Annotated in this window: 18 protein-coding genes; 8 read left to right on the forward strand and 10 right to left on the reverse strand. The window is 64.5% G+C overall.

Features of this window, described 5'->3' with window-relative positions:
• Positions 1-93: 93 nt before the first annotated feature.
• On the reverse strand, positions 94-555 hold the full coding sequence (locus ACQCSU_RS16410; RefSeq protein WP_426976327.1) for a phage tail protein: 462 nt from the start codon (positions 553-555) through the stop codon (positions 94-96).
• A 178-nt stretch (positions 556-733) separates the two neighbouring features.
• Positions 734-1546, reverse strand: coding sequence for a helix-turn-helix domain-containing protein (locus ACQCSU_RS16415; protein WP_426976328.1), 813 nt, complete (start codon positions 1544-1546; stop codon positions 734-736).
• Between the two features lie 74 nt (positions 1547-1620).
• Between ACQCSU_RS16415 and ACQCSU_RS16420 the strand changes: the two genes are divergently transcribed.
• Positions 1621-2103, forward strand: a complete 483-nt coding sequence (locus ACQCSU_RS16420; RefSeq protein WP_426976329.1) for a VOC family protein — start codon at positions 1621-1623, stop codon at positions 2101-2103.
• A gap of 48 nt (positions 2104-2151) precedes the next feature.
• On the opposite strand, the gene ACQCSU_RS16425 is transcribed toward ACQCSU_RS16420, so the two are convergent.
• Positions 2152-3426 (reverse strand): MFS transporter, encoded by a 1275-nt coding sequence (locus ACQCSU_RS16425; protein WP_426976330.1) that lies wholly within the window; start codon positions 3424-3426, stop codon positions 2152-2154.
• Positions 3423-3800 carry a MarR family winged helix-turn-helix transcriptional regulator gene (locus ACQCSU_RS16430; protein ID WP_426979819.1) on the reverse strand — a complete coding sequence of 126 codons (378 nt, stop codon included), beginning with the start codon at positions 3798-3800 and terminating at the stop codon, positions 3423-3425. Before ACQCSU_RS16430 ends, ACQCSU_RS16425 begins: the two co-directional genes overlap by 4 nt.
• A 258-nt stretch (positions 3801-4058) precedes the next feature.
• Between ACQCSU_RS16430 and ACQCSU_RS16435 the strand changes: the two genes are divergently transcribed.
• On the forward strand, positions 4059-4568 hold the full coding sequence (locus ACQCSU_RS16435) for a mycothiol transferase (protein ID WP_426976331.1): 510 nt from the start codon (positions 4059-4061) through the stop codon (positions 4566-4568).
• Between the two features lie 24 nt (positions 4569-4592).
• On the opposite strand, the gene ACQCSU_RS16440 is transcribed toward ACQCSU_RS16435, so the two are convergent.
• Positions 4593-5345, reverse strand: a complete 753-nt coding sequence (locus ACQCSU_RS16440) for an ArsR/SmtB family transcription factor (protein WP_426976332.1) — start codon at positions 5343-5345, stop codon at positions 4593-4595.
• 259 nt (positions 5346-5604) lie between these two features.
• On the opposite strand from ACQCSU_RS16440, the gene ACQCSU_RS16445 reads away from it, so the two are divergent.
• Complete coding sequence (locus ACQCSU_RS16445; RefSeq protein WP_426976333.1) at positions 5605-7119, forward strand: MFS transporter; 1515 nt, start codon at positions 5605-5607, stop codon at positions 7117-7119.
• A gap of 269 nt (positions 7120-7388) precedes the next feature.
• A complete protein-coding gene (locus tag ACQCSU_RS16450; protein ID WP_426976334.1) occupies positions 7389-7769 on the forward strand; it encodes a VOC family protein in 381 nt (126 codons plus the stop codon).
• A 118-nt stretch (positions 7770-7887) separates the two neighbouring features.
• On the opposite strand, the gene ACQCSU_RS16455 is transcribed toward ACQCSU_RS16450, so the two are convergent.
• Entirely contained in the window at positions 7888-8526 is a 639-nt protein-coding gene (locus ACQCSU_RS16455) for a hypothetical protein (protein ID WP_426976335.1), read from the reverse strand.
• 36 nt (positions 8527-8562) lie between these two features.
• Positions 8563-9324 (reverse strand): FadR/GntR family transcriptional regulator, encoded by a 762-nt coding sequence (locus ACQCSU_RS16460; RefSeq protein WP_426976336.1) that lies wholly within the window; start codon positions 9322-9324, stop codon positions 8563-8565.
• Between the two features lie 94 nt (positions 9325-9418).
• Here ACQCSU_RS16460 and ACQCSU_RS16465 point away from each other — a divergent pair, with 94 nt between their 5' ends.
• From ACQCSU_RS16465 to ACQCSU_RS16475, 3 genes are read left to right on the forward strand one after another with little or no spacing between them, the layout of a single operon-like run.
• Entirely contained in the window at positions 9419-10297 is an 879-nt protein-coding gene (locus ACQCSU_RS16465) for a carbon-nitrogen hydrolase family protein (RefSeq protein WP_426976337.1), read from the forward strand.
• A gap of 9 nt (positions 10298-10306) precedes the next feature.
• Complete coding sequence (locus ACQCSU_RS16470) at positions 10307-11659, forward strand: APC family permease (RefSeq protein WP_426976338.1); 1353 nt, start codon at positions 10307-10309, stop codon at positions 11657-11659.
• Positions 11660-11709: 50 nt separating this feature from the next.
• Positions 11710-12492, forward strand: coding sequence for a carbon-nitrogen hydrolase family protein (locus tag ACQCSU_RS16475; protein ID WP_426976339.1), 783 nt, complete (start codon positions 11710-11712; stop codon positions 12490-12492).
• A 53-nt stretch (positions 12493-12545) separates the two neighbouring features.
• On the opposite strand, the gene ACQCSU_RS16480 is transcribed toward ACQCSU_RS16475, so the two are convergent.
• On the reverse strand, positions 12546-13220 hold the full coding sequence (locus ACQCSU_RS16480) for a hypothetical protein (protein ID WP_426976340.1): 675 nt from the start codon (positions 13218-13220) through the stop codon (positions 12546-12548).
• A 363-nt stretch (positions 13221-13583) separates the two neighbouring features.
• Here ACQCSU_RS16480 and ACQCSU_RS16485 point away from each other — a divergent pair, with 363 nt between their 5' ends.
• Positions 13584-14156 (forward strand): hypothetical protein, encoded by a 573-nt coding sequence (locus ACQCSU_RS16485; protein ID WP_426976341.1) that lies wholly within the window; start codon positions 13584-13586, stop codon positions 14154-14156.
• A gap of 137 nt (positions 14157-14293) precedes the next feature.
• Here the strand turns inward: ACQCSU_RS16485 and ACQCSU_RS16490 are convergent, their stop codons facing one another.
• Together ACQCSU_RS16490 and ACQCSU_RS16495 are read right to left on the reverse strand one after the other, a co-directional pair.
• A complete protein-coding gene (locus ACQCSU_RS16490; protein WP_426976342.1) occupies positions 14294-15856 on the reverse strand; it encodes a hypothetical protein in 1563 nt (520 codons plus the stop codon).
• Between the two features lie 447 nt (positions 15857-16303).
• The gene (locus tag ACQCSU_RS16495; protein WP_426976343.1) at positions 16304-16405 is read right to left on the reverse strand and encodes a hypothetical protein; all 102 of its coding nucleotides are present in this window, start codon (positions 16403-16405) and stop codon (positions 16304-16306) included.
• Between the last annotated feature and the right edge of the window lie 52 nt (positions 16406-16457).

Here is a 16457-nt window from a genome sequence, read left to right on the forward strand (position 1 = left end):
TGGAAGTGAGACCATGGCCTGAGCCCCGTGCCGGGCGCGGAACGTCAGCCCGCAGCGGTCGCGGCGTCGCCTAAGATGCGGCGGTGAGCCCGGTCAGTACTCGCCGTTGATCACGAAGAAGGAGCCGCGAATAACGCCCGCCAGCTTCGATTTTTGGCGGGCGAACTTGAAGCGCGACGCCAATTCCTCCGGAATTTCCATGCCTTCGGCAAGTTTGAACCCGACCGCTCTCTTCCCGTCATCGATGCTGTACATGACGTTGATCGACAGCCCCGACTCGTAGAAAACGTAGGCCATCCGCAAACCGTCGACTTCGAAGGCGGTCGCTTCTAGCGGGCGGGATCCGATGACGATGTCACGCTCGTCCCGGAGGATCCGGCTCACCCGGTCGACCACCTCTGGAACCTCGCTTGCAGGGCTCACTGTGAAGACGTGGTCGTACTTGTTCCGGTAATAGCGAGCCTCGTTGGCGCGCAACCCGGCGACGGCCTCGGCGACCGGAGACGATTCCAAGCCGACAGTAGTAACGTTCTCGAAGTCAACGATGTGCGCCATGCGCCCTCCTGGTCAGACGTGTTGGGACCAATGCTAACGCGACGACGTGCTGCCCGGACGTCAAAACGTACGTGCGTAGCGTGCCGAGCCCCGTGACAGGCGGCTCGGCCCGCGTGATGCTCTGTTGCGAAGATGGTTGGAAACCGCCGGGCTCTGCTGGGGGCTGCGCACCGTTGACCTATCCGTCGTCATGATCCCCGGCTTGGTCCTGGAGGACTGACCGCCGATACGTGCTGGGCGTGAATCCCAGGGACTTTTGGAAGTCGTTCGTCAGATGGGCATGGTCGGTGTAGCCGAGTTCGGCAGCTATCGCCGCGAGGTCTGTCGCCGGGTCGGTCCGTGACCGGTCAGCGGCCTCTTGTAGGCGGCGCCTTCGGATTAGCGCGGACGGGCTCAGGCCGATGTACTTCCTCGCCACTCGTTGAAGGGTTCTCGGCGAAACAAACAGACGCGCCGCAACGTCTTCAATGCGGTTCACCTCGGTGCACGTTCCGATAATGTCCATCATCGCGTTGGCAAGAATGCCCTCCTCGGACACCTCCGGACTCTGCGTTATCAGCCAACCAGTGAACGCCTCCACCGCCCGTTGCCGACGTTCCCGTGGATCGGTTCCGCTCATCGCCCCCGACACCGAGGCCTGAAGATCCGCGAGCGGCAGTGGCAGCTGGGCATCCCGCAGACTCCCCGGATCATCCGTAAAACGCGGAACCAGCGCGGGACGTAGCAGCGCCCCAACCGCCCAGCCCCGGCCCGTGAGATCGCGATGTGTTCGACGGGTTGTCGGGCCTGCGAACTCAACGAGATCCTTCTGGACCACAAGGTTGGACGTCGGGAACGCGATCAGGTGCTGGCGTGACGTGTGCCCTGGCTCGATGTCCCATTCGGGGATCCAAAACCACTGCACCAGGTTCGTGACGGACTCGGGCGCGGGCACACGGTGAAACGTGGGAAGCCGGGCCGGGTAGAGGATTCCCTTGAACGAACCCACCATCGGAGGACACTCCTTTATCCAGGCTGTCGCAATTCTCCAAGCTGCTGGGCGGACCCGTGCGTACCGTGAGATCTATGACTGATACTACAAGCCCCGAACTGACCGCGGCTGCCGACGGCAAGCACACAAAATCCGGTATCCCGCATGGCTCCACGAGCCTCACGCCGTTCCTTGCGATCACCTCTGCCAAGGAGGCGATCACCTTCTACCAGGAAGTTTTCGGCGCGCGCACCGTAAACGTCACCGAGATCGGCGGAATCGTGGTCCACGCCGAACTTGACTTCGGCCAGGGACGGCTCCAAATCGGTGAGCCCAACCCCGACTATCACCTCGTCCCGGCGCCGAACGGCGACGATGACTGCTACTCCGTCGGCTTCTACTGCTCCGATGCGGACGCCCTCGTTGCGCGCGCCGAGCGGTCCGGGGCTACCGTCCGGGAGCCGCTGTCCACCTTTGTGTCAGGAGACCGATACGCCAGCATCCGGGACCCCTACGGTGTGCGCTGGTCCATCATGACTCGCGTCGAGGACCTCTCCGAAGAGGAAAGCACGCAGTGAGTCGCCGACTGGGCCGCCAAACAAGGCTGAACCGACGCATCACATGGACTATGCGTCCGAGACCCTCATGCCCCGGCCTCGTTTTCCGGGGAACGCGGTTCGAAGTTGTGCCCGGAACGTCAGCGGGCTGCGCCGGCTGACCGCGATGACGGAGAGCAGGCCTGTCAGCAGCACGATGATGCCGCCGGCAGCCACTGACCAGCGCGCGCCGAATTCCGTGCCGATCCACCCCATCAGCGGCGCGCCGACGGCGGTGCCGCCCTGGAGGACGGCCAGGTAGAGGGCCAGTACACGCCCCCGGAACTGCGGTTCCACGGAGAGCTGGATGGTGGTGTTGCAGCTGTTCAGGAAGGTGATTGAGGCCAGGCCCACGGGTATCAGCACTGCGGCGTAGAGCCAGAACGACGGCGATACGCTGCCTATCAGCGTGAAGAATCCGAGTCCCAGGCCCCCGCCCAGCATGAAGCGCAGCCGGGGGCCGGACCGGCGGGCCGCGAGGAGGGCACCGGCCAAGGTCCCGACGGCCATGATGGAGCCCAGCAGCCCGAATTCACCCCGTCCCACCCCGAACTCCGCGGTGGACATCAGCGCGTTGGTGATGGGGAAATTCATGCCGAAGGCGCCAAGGACCCCCACCATGACCAGGATGAGCACCAGGTCCGGCCGGCCCCGCACGTACCGCAGGCCCTCGGCCACCTGGTGCTTGCCGCGGACTGCCAGCGTGGCCGGGGCCAGCTCTGGGGTCCGGATCCGGAACAGCGAGATGATGACGGCGGCGAAGCTGGCCGCGTTGAGCAGGAAGACCGGCCCGGTGCCCACCCAGGCAATCAGCACACCGGCGATGGCAGGCCCGGTGAGCCTTGCCGTGTTGAAGGACGCGGAGTTCAGGGCCACCGCATTGGCCACCTTGTCCTGCCCCACCAGTTCGGAAACGAAGGCCTGGCGGGCCGGTGCGTCGATGGCGCTGGCCAGCCCAAGGCAGAGGGCAGCCAGGTAGGCGTGCCACAGTTGGGCGGTGCCCGTCACCACCAGAAGTCCAATGGCCAGGCCGCACAGGCCCATCGCCAGCTGCGTCCAGAGCAGGATCACACGTTTGCGGTGCCGGTCCGCCAGCACACCGCCGTAGGGGCCAAGCAGCAGCATCGGCAGGAACTGCAGGCCGGTGGTGATGCCCACGGCCGTGCCGGAATGGTTGGTGAGGATGGTCAGTACCAGCCAGTCCTGCGCCACCCGCTGCATCCACGTGCCGATGTTGGAGACGAGCGCCCCGCCCGCCCATACGCGATAGTTGGGGTTCGCCAGTGCCTGGAACATGGCGCTCATTTGGCGGCCAGCTGCTGCATGATGTGGGCCGCGCGGCTCAGGATCCGGCGGTCCTCGTCGCTAAGGCCGGCCACGCGTTGGGCCAGCCAGGCGGTCCGCTGCTCGCGCGCCTCGGCCAGGATGGCCTCGCCGGCCGGGGTGATTCCCACCTGGACCTGGCGTCCGTCCAGCGGATGGGCTGTCCGGGTTACGAAGCCTTGGTCGGTGAGGGCATTGACGATCCGGGTCATGGACGGCGCCTGCACGTGCTCGCGTTCTGCCAGTTCGCGGAGGGTCTGCGGGCCGCCGCCGTTCAGTTGGGCCAGGACCGTGTACTGGCCGGGTGTGATTACGTCACCGGTTGCTTCCACGCGGAGCCTGCGGGAGGTGCGCATCACCGCCGTCCGAAGATCGATGGCCAGAATATCCGGCTTGATACTGTCCCTGGGCTCCCGGTCCGTTGCCGTCACTGTGTGTTGCGCCTCCCACAATTTACTTAGCACTGCTAATTAGCTCTGCTAACCATTATGCTCCGGCGGGGCGCAGGCGCCAAGTGGGGCGGCCGTGGGCTGCGGCCGGTTCCCGCTACTGGCTACCAACCTGCGCGGGAATAGAATGGCGGACATCCGTCCCGACGATGTGCTGGAGCCCTGATGAAATCCAACGAACTGCTGCTGGACGCCTTTGGCCGGATCCGGGAGACCGTGGAAGCCACGCTTGAAGGGCTCGACGGCGGGTCCCTGGTCCGCCGGCCCGCAGGCACCGGGAACTCGATTGCGTGGCTGATCTGGCATCTGGGCCGGGTGGAGGATGCGCAGGTCGCCTCCGCCGCCGGCCTGAAACAGGTCTGGACCTCTCAGGGGTTTCCAGACCGCTTCGACCTGCCGCTTTCGAAGCGTGACACCGGGTACGGCCACTCAAGCGAGCAGGTCGATTCGGTGAAGGCCCCGCCGGCGCTGCTGCTCGAATACTACGACGCCGTTCACCGGCAGACAGTGGACTTTCTGCAGACCCTCGGCGACGAGGACCTCGACCGCATCGTCGACACCCGCTGGGACCCGCCCGTCACCCTCGGCGTGCGGCTGGTCAGCACGATCGCCGACTGCCTCCAGCACGTGGGGCAGGCCGCGTACGCCAAGGGCTTGAACCGCGGGCACAGATAAGAGCTCGCGAGGTTAGGGCGAGCCTCAGGTGTACATGAGGGAACCGGGCGTGGTGAGGAGCTCGCCGGTTTCCAGCCAGGTCTTCAGGCCGGAGAGGATCATCGGCCAGCCGCCGTAGAGCTGTTCGTTGGCGCCTTCGCGGAGCTGGTCGTGCGTGACGGTGAGGTGGCAGGAATCGTCGCCCACCGGCTCGATCTCCCACGTGATCCGTGAGGTGCCTTCGGCCTTGACGTCCTCGCCCCACAGCGCCCGCATGGACTGGACGAGCTTCCGGGGCGGGTCCACCTCGGTGTTTTCGCCCTCGCCCAGGAGATCCCCGCCCTTGGGGGCCATCTCGAAGCGGCCGCCCGGCGTCCAGTCCGATGTGATGTTCATCCCGAACTGGTATTTGCTGCGGATCTCGCTGTCCGTGATGGCTTCCCAGAGCCGCTCCGGAGTGGTCTTGATGTAGATTTCGAAGATCTTTTCCATGGGACTTTCCAATCTGGTTTTGAGGTCGCTGAGGGCAGCGGCCCATGGTTCTGCGTATTTGCTGACCCAGCGGTCGTGGACCAGGCGGATGGGCACCGGATTCAGGAAGTGGAGTTTCTCCCGGCCCCGACGGCGGGTCACCACCAGGCCGGCTTCCTCCAGCTGCTTGAGGTGCTTCATGACGCCGTAACGGGTCATGTCGAAGCGGGCCTCGAGCGCGTGCAGGGTCTGCCCGTCTTCCCGGAAGAGCTCATCGAGGAGGTCGCGGCGGGTGGGGTCGGCAAGGGCCTTGAATACGGCGTCCACGGTTCTAGGATAGGTGACTAAATGGTCACATGTCTAGGGCTTTTTGGGCAGTAACTGGCGCCTCCGCCCAGCAGAACCGGAGAAGCGTCGCATTTCATTGATGTGCCGGGGCAGCGGTGCGAAAATGGTCGGAGCACCGTGAGTCAAATGCCCAAGATGGCGCCATTTGGGGATGACGCGTGACCTCCCGTGGAGGAATGAAAATGCTTCAGAGCCAGTGCCGGGGCCAGATGAACGTCGAAGCGGGAGGGCCGCGGCCATGACCGTTCAGCCCCCGAAAAAGCGCCGCCTCCGTTTCTCGGACGTCAATGTTGTCCACCATCCCACGCTGAGGAAGGCGCTGGGTGGCACCATCGTCGGCAACACCATGGAGTGGTACGACGTCGGTGTGTTCGGCTATTTGATCACCACCATGGGTCCGGTGTTCCTGCCCGAGGCCGACAAAGCGGTGCAGAACCTGTTCCTGCTGGGAACCTTCGGCGCCACGTTTATCGCCCGCCCCTTGGGCGGCATCTTCTTCGGCTGGCTGGGGGACAAGATTGGCCGCCAGAAGGTGCTGGCCATGACCCTGATGCTCATGGCGGCGGCGACCTTCGCCGTCGGACTGCTCCCGGGCTACGCCGTGCTGGGCATCTGGGCCGCGGTGCTGCTGGTGGTAACGAAGCTGGTCCAGGGCTTTTCCACCGGCGGCGAGTACGCCGGCGCTACCACGTTCGTTTGCGAGCATTCGCCGGATAGGCGCCGTGGCTTCTTCGCCAGCTTCCTCGACATGGGCAGCTACCTGGGATTCGCGATTGGCGCGGGTCTTGTCTCCGTGCTTCAGCTGACCATGGGCCAGGAGCAGATGGAGGCATGGGGCTGGCGCATCCCGTTCCTGATCGCCGGTCCGCTCGGCATCATCGCCATTTACTTCCGGATGAAGATCGAGGAATCACCGGTGTTCCAGGCAACCCTGGAAGCGGAAGAGGAATCGGCCCGGCACCCAGAGACAGGCGAGGTGCTCGGTGCCATGGGACCGGTGGGGATCTTCAGGGCCCATTGGCGCAGGATCGTGCTCGCGATGATTCTCGTGGCGGCTGCCAACACGGTGGGCTACGCCCTCACGTCTTACATGCCCACGTACCTGACCAGCAACAAGGGATACGACGAGATCCACGGGACTCTCCTGACCATCCCGGTCCTGGTGATCATGTCCTTGTGCATCCCGCTGACCGGTCATCTCTCGGACCGGATCGGGCGGCGTCCCGTGCTGTGGATAGGTGCCGTCAGCACGGTGGTGCTGTCGTTCCCCGCCTTCCTTTTGATCTCCATCGGAACCGTCCCGGCCACGCTCACTGGCCTTGCCCTGATCGCCTTCCCGGTGACGTTCTACGTGGCCAATCTCGCGTCGGCGCTGCCGGCGCTGTTCCCAACGGCCCACCGCTACGGAGCCATGGGCATTGCCTACAACTTCGCCGTGGCAATCTTCGGCGGCACAACCCCCTTCATCATTGCCTCCCTCATTCAGGCGACAGGGAACGACATGATGCCCGCCTATTACCTGATGGCCACCTCGGCGATCGCCGCAGTCACCATCTACTTCCTGCCGGAATCCGCCCAGCGGCACCTGCCCGGGTCAATGCCCAGCGTGGACTCGGACGAAGCGGCCCGCGAACTGGTGGCGACGCAGGACGAGAACCCCCTGCTGGACATGGACACGCTGCCGTTCGACAGCAGCTATGAGGCCGCGAGGGCGGCGCATGTGGGGCGTGCAGGGTCGACGCCCGGTAGTTGAGCGCGCACAAGATGCGGCACGAAGCGGCGTCCGTCACCCTTGGCGTCAGCACTATTTCCGTAGCCATGAATCGGTTCCATGATGGCCCCATAAGCTTCGGGGACCCTCGCGCCGATGATGGCTGGCGGGGCGTAGCAGAGTCCCAGGTGGCCGCCCCGGTACTTGGCGGAACGGGCGGCCACGCGGCCACGGGACAAAAGACGTTCCGGAACCGCTACCGGGGGAGAGCATCGCCATCAACGAGAGAACAATGCACAAAGGAATTCATCATGCTCACGGATTCAGACATCATGGCTGTCCTTCCCGCGAAGGACATCAAGAGGGCGAAGGATTTCTACCGGGACAAGCTGGGGCTGGAACCTTCCGAGTCCGCGGAGGAGGACAGCCTGATGTACCGCGGCGGCCACGGAACGGGCTTCCTCGTTTATCAGACAGAGAATGCAGGGACGGCGAAGAACACCCAGATGGGCTGGACCACGGATAACCTCGAACGCGAAATGGAGGAGCTGCGGGGCCGCGGCGTCGTCTTTGAGGATTACGACCAGCCCGGGTTGAAGACGGAGAACGGCATTGCCACCGCGGAATGGGGGAAGTCCGCCTGGTTCCTGGACAGCGAGGGCAACATTCTCAACATCCTCCAGCGGGCGTAACCCGGAACAGACGCGGAGCAGTGCGGCGAGCACCACTAAAGCTGGGATGCGGCGTTCAGAAAGACAAAGCACGACGCCGGTGCTCGCCGCCCGCAGCCCCCTCACCGTTGTACAGTCCTTAAGTGGATGATGCCGGGGGGCTCTCAATACCGAAGTGCCACAGCGCAGCGTCTAGGTCCTCAGCGCGCCATCCTCGTGAGTCGGCAGCAGCGCGGATCACGGCCGACATGTTGGCGTAAGAGATGTCCTCGATACCGGCGGCCTCTGCCACTCTCCGTATCCGCACATCAGTAGTCACCCCCGTTGAGAGTCCACTGAGAATGTCGATGTAGTCCAGCGTCTTAGGGCTCACATGGCGTACAGCTGCGAGGGCATCACGAAGAACCGGCCTTCTTGCTGGGTCGGTGAGTCTGGCTCGGAGTTCCTCTACAGTTTCGATGCCCTGATCCTCGAACACACAGGTTAAGTCGTCTATCTGAGCAAGGCGGCCCGGCGACGGCCAATCGATGACTTCCGAGAGGGTTCCCGTAGCAAGACGTTTCCGGAACCCACTTGTGGTTCTGGCGTCTGGCCATGCGACAAGAAGAGCGTCAACGCGCGGCTTCACGGTCGCCTGGTAATTTTGCCGTCGCTGCAAGGAGGCATCGACGATAATCGCTCCGATGGAAGCCCAACCACGGCTAACCTCAGTCGAGGCGTCGATGCCGTGGGAGTCCATGAAGGCTAGGAGTTTGGCGGTGTCGCCATCGATAGTCATAAGTGAATACTTGCACGTGAGATCCGCCGTCGTGCATCAGGCAGGCGCCGACGTGGCGCCGTCCGTCAGGCCCATGAACATCGTCCGGTGCAAGATGTCCACGTGCTTGCGCGAGACCTCCACGGCTTCCTGGCCATCGCCGGCACGCAGGGCAGCCACCAATGCGACGTGGTCGCAGTTTGATTTGTGCAGCAGCTCGATCGGGTAGGGGATGAAGTAGGCATAGAGCTCTGCCAGGGTCTCGTGGTAGGCCTCGACGGCGGTACCCAGCCCGGACGCGGTGCCCACCAGCTGATGGAACTGCTCGTCTGCCTGGTGGTAGTCGGACCAGTCCGTGGATTCGGCCATGGCGTGGGTCAGCCGGTCGAGCTCGTCCAGCTGTTCAGTCGTGGCGTTGAGCGCCGCGTAGTGCGTCACGGCGCATTCGAAGAGCAGCCTCCGGTCCACCAGCCGGTTCACGGCCCGGGATTCGGCTGGTGATGCCGAGAGTTCGGCCAGCACGCTCCGCGGGGGCTCGTCGGCCACGAACGTTCCGCCGCCCCTGCCGCGGCGGCGGACCACCACGCCCTGTTCCGCCAGGCTCGCCAGCGCGCGGCGGGCGGTGATCGGGCTGACCGACAGGCCCAGGGCCACGTCCTCCTGGTCGGGCAGGCGCTCGCCGGGTTTCAGCAGCCCCAGTGAAATTGCCATGCCGATCCGCAGCCGGACGGCGTCGATGGCGCTTCGGCGGTCGATTCCGGCCAGCCTGCCGGCGCCGATGGGCGAAGTGTCGGCGGTGTCCTCCAACTGACGGGTCATATCCGCTACTTTACGGCCCAATCCCACCTCTTCCCATAATTGGATCATTCTGATCTAATATAGTGCAGATCACATCCTCAACGTGGAGAACACCATGCAACGCACGCTTCCCCTCATCGCTGCCCAGGCCCGGCCCCGGCTCATCGGTGAACCCGTCTCGGCGTTCGCGGACGAGGTCACGGCCGCCCTCGCCGTCCAGCCCCACAGCAGGCTGGTGGTCTTTCCGGAGCTGCACCTGTTCGGGGATTCCAACCCCGACCAGCAGCGCACGGAAGTGCTCCAAGCCTCCGCCGAACCGCTGGACGGCCCCCGGGTCAAGGAGCTCCGGCAGCTCGCCCGGGACCTGGGCATCTGGCTGGTGCCGGGCAGCGTGTGCGAGCGCGGCCCGGAAGGGCAGCTGTTCAACACCCAGCTGGTCCTGTCCCCGGAGGGAGAGCTTGCCGGCTACTACCGGAAAGTTTTCCCCTGGCGCCCGTTCGAGCCCTACGACCCCGGCGACCGGTTCACCACCGTGGACCTGGCTGGCGTCGGAAGGGTGGGCCTGAACATCTGTTACGACGCCTGGTTCCCGGAGGTGTCACGCCAGCTCGCTTGGATGGGCGCCGAGGTCATCCTCAACGTCGTGAAAACCACGACGCCGGACCGCCGGCAGGAACTGGTGCTCGCCAAGGCCAACGCGATCGTGAACCAGGTCTTTGTGGTCAGCGTCAACTGCGCAGGCCCCACCGGCAAAGGCCTGAGCATCATCGTCGACCCCGAGGGAAACACCGTCGCCGAGGCCCCCGACGACGCACCGGTGCTGCTCACAGCGGAACTGGACCTTGCCGCCGTCGAGCACGTCAGAACCCACGGCACCGAAAACCTCAACCGGCCCTGGTCCCAGTTCCGCGACGGCGAAGACGCCGTCGAGCTGCCCGTTTACCAGGGCCGGATCAGCCCGGCCACCTGGGCTCCCCAGTCCTTCAACGCCTAAGGAAACACCGTGACAACACCCACCCTCACCCGCACGCTGAAACTGCCCTCCCTGGTCCTGTTCGGCCTGGCGTACCTGACCCCGCTGATCGTCCTGGGGATCTTCGGCATCATCGCCGAAACCACCGGCGGGGCGTCGCCGGCCGCCTACCTGGTGGCACTCGTCGCCATGCTGTTCACGGCCCACAGCTACGGCCGGATGGCCGTCGCGTACCCCGTGGCCGGTTCCGCCTACACCTACGTCCGCCGGTCCATCGATCCCAGGGTGGGGTTCCTCGTCGGCTGGGCCATCCTGCTGGACTACCTGTTCCTGCCGATGGTCATCTGGCTCATCGGCGGCTCCTACCTGAGCGCGCAGTTCCCCGGTATCCCTATCGGGATCTGGATCGTAGGCTTCATCCTCATCACCACACTGCTGAACATCCTGGGCATCAAGGTGGCGGACAAGGCCAACTACGTGCTGATGGCGTTCCAGCTGCTGGTCATCGTGTTCTTTGTGGCGCTGTCCATCGGCAACGTGGTGTCCACGCAGGGCGCCGGCGGCCTGGCCAGCACCCAGCCGTTCTTCAACGACACCTCCAGCTTCGCCACCATCTCCGCCGGTGCGGCCATCGCCGCATACTCGTTCCTCGGCTTCGACGCCGTCACCACCCTCACCGAAGAGACCATTGAACCGCGCAAGAACATGCCCCGCGCCATCATGCTCATCGCCCTGATCGGCGGCGGCATCTTCGTGACCGTTTCCTACGTGACCCAGCTGGTCCACCCCGGCGGGGTGTTCGAAGACTCGGCCTCCGCGGCCAGCTCCATCGCACTGCAGATCGGCGGGCAGCTGTTCGGCGCGGTCTTCCTCGCCGGACTGGTGGTGGCACAGTTCGCTTCCGGCCTGGCAGCCCAGGCCAGCGCCTCGCGCCTGCTGTACGCGATGGGCCGGGATTCCGTTCTGCCCAAGGCCGTCTTCGGCCGGCTCAGCGCGAAGTTCCACACCCCGGTGGCCAACCTGATCGTCACCGGCATCGTCGGCCTGATCGCGATCTTCCTGGACGTTGCCACCTCCACCTCGTTCATCAACTTCGGCGCCTTCACCGCCTTCACCCTGGTCAACGCCTCGGTGGTCTTCCACTACGTGCGCCAGCGCCGTGCCGGGAACCAGCTGAACCCCGTGTCCTACGTGGTGGCCCCGGTGATCGGAGCCATCGTCTGCGCCTACCTGCTCTCACAGCTGGACAGCAACGCCATTACGCTGGGAGTGTCGTGGCTGGTGCTGGGCGTCGTGGTTCTGGCCCTGATCACGCGCGGTTTCAAAGCGGCACCGCCGGAAATGACGGCCACGGAAAAGGCGACGGTTGAGGCGGCCGCCTGAGCTGGACGCCTTGGTCTGGGCCGCCGCCTGATCAAAGGGGAGGAAAAACCGTGAGGATAGCGCTCGGGCAGCTGGAGTCGGGCACCGACATCAAGGCCAACCTTGCTGCGATCGACCGGTTCGCCGCCGCGGCCGCGCGCGACGGCGCCACGCTGGTCGCCTTCCCGGAATACGCCACGTACGAGAAAAAGACCCTGGACGACACGTTCCCCGGGGTCGCCGAGCCGCTGGACGGTCCCATCTGCCAGGAACTCGCCCGCACCGCCCGCCGCCACCGCATCGCGCTGGTGGCGGGCGTGGTGGAAACTTCGGAGGAGCCGGGCAAGGCGTACAACACCCTGGTGGCTTTCGGGCCGGACGGAAACCGGCTCGCGTCCTACCGGAAGATCCACCTCTTCGACGCGCAGGGCTTCGGGGAATCGACGTTCATCAAGCCGGGCCCGTCCACCAACCCGGTGGTGTTCGAGTCCGGGGGAGTACGCTTCGGCCTGATGGCCTGCTACGACCTGCGGTTCCCGGAGCTGGCCAGGTCCCTGGCCGACGCCGGCGCCCAGGTCCTGCTGGTCTGCTCGTCCTGGGTGCCGGGCACCCACAAGACCGAGCAGTGGCTGGCGCTGAATGCGGCGCGTGCCATCGAGAACAGCGTGTACGTGGCAGGGGTGTGCCAGGCGCCGCCGCTCTCCGTGGGCCGCAGCATCCTGGTTGATCCCATGGGGGTCATTGAAGCCGATCTCGGACTCGAACCCGGCGTTCAGGCGGCGGATGTCTGGCTCGAGACGGTGGCACGGGTGCGGGAGGCGTTCCCGATGTTCCGGCAGCGCCGGCTGTTGTAGAGCTGACTGGGTGCCCGGGCCAGGGACATTCAGGACAACCTGAAAGGTGCGTGCTAATAGGTTTCGCGGGCGGATAGAACTTCCTTGACTCTGTTCAGGTAAGGCCTCATTTGGGTTTCCCACCACTTGTCGGGATTATCGGCAAACTCAGCGTTCGCCGGGATCTCGATGACGGTTCCGACGGTGAGGGTGCATCCGGACGGGGTCGGTTCGAGCCGGTAGGTGGAGCGGCTGTTCATCTCGCCCGGCGCTATGGGGCGCGTGGTTGCCCACCATGGGCTTTCCTCACCGATGACTTCGATGATGGATACCGAGCCGTCGCGGCTTATGAAGCATTGCTGTTCCCCCACGCCGGCAGGTGTACCGGGTACTGTGAACGCCTTTTGCGCATCGGAGAGCAGCACGGCGCTCTCGGCGGGCCGGATCAGTGACCAGACGGTGTGGGCATCGTGCTCGTAAGCTGCAGAGGCGTGCGCGCTATAAGTCTTGGTGAGTCCAGAAGCGGCGGCGGCCTCGGCATTCTGGGCTGAGCGCACTGCCCGCCTGAGTCGGCGGTTGACCATCGCGGAAGCGACCAAGAGCGTCACCGACATCGCAGAGGCCGTGAGGATAATGCCCAGCCCCAGTTCCGGCTTGCCGTAGTAGCTGATTATTGAGGCAAGCACAGCGATGGCGAGGTAGCCGGCCGCGTAGAGAATGTTGTGGAGGACCTTGATGAACGTGATCACTTGGTCATTATGAACTGCTGGGGTCGTCCGCTGGGCGCAAGCGGAGCCGCGACGCGCTGTCACGGATCCGGATGCGGCTGCCAGACAAATCGAATGGACATCTTTGCCCTTATTCGATGATGCGGTAGCCGCCGTTGGTGGCTTCAATATGCACTGGATGGCCAGGGACTACCAGCTCAGACATCAGGGCGCCGCCAAGACCCAGCCGGCCCGACCTACCGTTGCCGGGGTGCCATGAAGCGGTCCGCTTTTCGCCCCTGATGAAGACTGTCACCGCTCCCGGTAGAGACGGGAAGGCGTACTTCGAGCCTGCCGGAATTCGAAGATGGGAGCGATTTCGGTCTTTTGGCGTAAGCGACTGCGATGGGACGATCACGTTGGGCGTTTTATGAGCTGGTGAACGTCTGCCCATTCCTCGAGGTTGACGGTAGGTCCGCAACGCTCGATTCCTTCGGGAGCCGGCTACAGCAGTTCTGGTTGCCCGACGAGCCGATTCTATATGTCGGCAAAGCCGGAACGTCGCTGTCAGCCAGGACGAGTACCTACTACTCGACCAAGCTTGGTGCGACGGGACCCCATGCCGGCGGCTGGTGGCTCAAGATGCTGGCCATCCTTCCCGAGCTGACTGTGCATTACGCACGGCACTCCGACGTCGACGCCGCAGAAATTGCCCTCATCAATCAGTTCGCGCACCAGCTGTCGCCAACTTCACGGGCCAACCTCCTGGATAGGAATCGCGTCGGCCCATTCGCCAACGTCCGGATTCCGGGATATGGCAATAAGGCCCACGGTTTAGACCCGGTCTGGCCATGGCCGATGAGGGCGAAGGTCGTGAGGGTCATGCTTCCATTGCCCCAGGGAGCAGGTTGGCGCCGAAAACGCCGCGAACCAGATGACCTGCACCCGGAGAGCACAGTATGTGGCCATAAGGCCTGAGGGTTTGCTTACGTGATGTCGACGGCGGGTGCCAGGCTTCTGGCCGCTTCGATCCATACAAGGAAACCCCGCCAGTACTTTTGGCTGGCGGGGTTTCCTTGCGATCCAAGGGGTCGTGGTCGGGAGAAAGCCAGCCGCTATTTAGCCACGGCTGCAGTTGGGACGGACGTCCTGGAGAAGGTCGTGTATCCAGTCTTGGACCCCGTCACCTTGACGGTCAGGGTTTTCGCGGCGTCGGTTGTGGTGGGTTTGTAAGTTGCCGCGTTGGCACCGGTGATGGCAACGCCGGAGCGGTACCACTGGTACCGGAGTGTGACCGGGGCCGGGCCCCACGTGCCGGGGTTGGCGGTGAGGGTGGACCCGACCTTAGCGGTCCCGGTGATGACGGGCGTGGCCCTGACCAGCGATCCCTTAGCCACGGCCGCTGTTGGGGCGGAGGTTCGGGAGGAGGTGGTGAATCCGGTCTTGGAACCGGTGACCTTGACCGTGAGAATCGCGCCCAGGTCCTCCGTCACGGGAGTGTAGGTGGCGGCGTTGGCACCGATGATGACGGCACCGGAGCGGTACCACTGGTATCGGAGGGTGACCGCCCCCGGTCCCCAGGCTCCGGGGGCGGCCGTGAGGGCGGTCCCGACCATGGGGGTCCCTGTGACCGTAGGAGTGGACCGGGTGAGTGAACCCTTTGCTACAGCTGTCGTGAGGGCGGACGTTTTGGAGACGGAGCTGTAACCGGACCTGGACCCCGTCACCTTGACACTCAAGGTCGCCGCGACGTCGGAAGCGGTGGGAGTGTACGTGGCGGCGGTGGCTCCCAAGACGAGCACGCCGGCGCGGTACCACTGGTATCGGAACGACGCAGGCGAAGGTGCCCAAACGCCCGCCGTCGCCGTGAGTGGCTGGGCGACTTGGGGCGTGCCGGCGATTGTAGGTGTCGGGGCGGTAAACGAGCCCTTGGCGACCTCTGCGGTGGGTGCCGAATTTTTGGTCACCGTCGAAAAACCGGCCTTGGAGCCGGTGACGCTTACGGTGATGGTGCTTCCGGCATCGGCGGCGGCCAGGGAGTAGGTGCCCGCGTTGGCGCCGGCGATGGCAACCCCCGCGCGATACCACTGGTATCCGAGGGTGACTGGGGCAGGGCCCCAGCTGCCCGTGTTGGCCGTGAGGGTGGAGCCGACCTGCCCGGTGCCGGAGATAGTCGGCGTGGATCCGGCCAGAAGACCCTTAAACGTCAATGTCCAGGAGGAGGCGGCATTCGGGGCCAGCACGTATCCGGTCCGCGCCGTCGCGGTTACCGTTACTTTGCCCGTTCCCTGGTAAGTACCGGCGGAAACCACTTTGCCGCCGATGAGGTAGTCGACGCCGGACTTGGTCGGGATTGTGTAGGTATCGCCCTTAGTGCCTTCCTTTTCAGTGAACGTCACTGCGGCCGGGGACACTGCGGTCGGAGGCGCTTCATCGATCACTGTGACGGTTTTCAGCGTTTGGAAAAAGCTGGATTGATTCCCCCAAGTGTCGCTCAACGGGTAGAGCGTCACATCCCACTGCCCGGTCGCAGCCCCCTGCGGAATGACTATGGTGTGTTTCCAGACGCCGTCCTTCATGGTTCCGGAAACCAGGGTCATTCTGCCAAAGCCCTGGCTCTGGCCACCGCCCCAGGGGTCGGGGTTCACCCAGCTGGCGAGCATGACCGGCGATTCCACACTCGTGTCATCGCGCAAGTGAATGGTGATATTGAGCGTGGCCGGGCCGTTGTGGAGATTAAGGTTTGTCGACGTAACCGACTGACTTACAAGCACTGGCCCTGACATGTCGGATGCTCGTGCCGGGACGGCGAGCATGACGCTCATAGTTAGGAAGATGGCCACAGCGACCATCAAGGTCACCAACGGCCGGGCGCGATTGAAGACGGGCATGAGTTCCCCCAAAGTGTTGCCTGCGAAGGGCTGAGTGAGGCCTGCAGGAACCGCAGACACGTGAATCATACACATGAACCTTCAACTGTCAGGCCTTGCTGCTTGCGCGGCGGAGCGCACTGTCAAAAAATCCATCGCTGTGGTGGTGAAGCCGTGTCGGCGCAGCCTTGCTGGGGCGCAGGAAAGTACATCGGTGCGGTCCGCAAACGCCCGCCCCATCTTGACGGTGCCGGGCTAGAACGGCACTTTCCGGAGCCAGTCCTGAAGGAGCACCACGATGCTGCTGTTCATTGCGTAGCCCTGGTCCACCTGCGGGGAGGGCTGGAACGGGGTCATCCAGATGCCGTCGACGCCGAGCGCGGCGAGGCATCCGCCAATTAGACGGATA

Origin of the sequence: Pseudarthrobacter sp. O4, from assembly GCF_050157025.1 — a bacterium.
In the GTDB taxonomy this organism is placed as follows: domain Bacteria; phylum Actinomycetota; class Actinomycetes; order Actinomycetales; family Micrococcaceae; genus Arthrobacter.